Annotated in this window: 1 protein-coding gene; it reads left to right on the top strand. The window is 65.1% G+C overall.

Annotated features, from left to right (window positions below; genetic code table 11):
* A partial coding sequence (locus PG5_RS32845; protein WP_042956008.1) for an amino acid permease occupies positions 1-688 on the top strand: 688 nt, incomplete at both ends.

Below are 688 nucleotides of genomic sequence, written 5' to 3'. Positions count from 1 at the left end.
ATGACCATCTACATCGGCGGTGCAGCAGCGATGTTCGCGTGCCTGGCGTTGATCCTGTCGGTGCCGGACATGGCCAAAGTGCTGGCCGGTGAAGACACCGACCCGGTCGCCACGATCCTGGCCAATGCCTTCGGCCCGATCGGTTCGCGCCTGGTGATGGCAGTGGTGATGGTGTCGTTCATCTCCTGCGTGCTGAGCTTGCAAGCCGCCGCCAGCCGCCTGTTGTTCGCCTATGCCCGGGACGAGATGATCGTCGGCAGTTCGCTGTTCAAGCGCCTGTCGGCCAACCATGTGCCGTCGTTCGCGCTGCTGGTCAGCGGCCTGGTGCCGGCAGCGATCGTCTGCCTGGGGATGTTCATGGCCGATGCGGTGGCCACGATCGTCGGTTTCGCTGCGATCGGCATTTACGTCGCCTTCCAGTTGATCGTGGTTGCCGCGTTGATCGCCCGCGCCAAGGGCTGGCGCCCGAACGGCCAGTTCACCCTCGGGGCCTGGGGCCTCTGGGTGAACCTCGGCGCACTGGTCTATGGCGTGTGCGCCATCGTCAACATGGTCTGGCCGCGCTCGCCGGATGCAGCCTGGTACATCAACTATTCGATGATCCTGACCACGCTGGTGGTGATGGGTGCGGGCCTGGTCTACATGCTGCTGGGCAAGCCCTACGACAAGGGCACGGCGCCGGCGGGGG

The sequence above is a fragment of the Pseudomonas sp. G5(2012) genome (genome assembly GCF_000408945.1).
Classification (GTDB): domain Bacteria; phylum Pseudomonadota; class Gammaproteobacteria; order Pseudomonadales; family Pseudomonadaceae; genus Aquipseudomonas; species Aquipseudomonas umsongensis.
The sequence above is the reverse complement of the archived record's forward strand: the minus strand, read 5'-3'. Positions and strand labels throughout refer to the sequence as shown.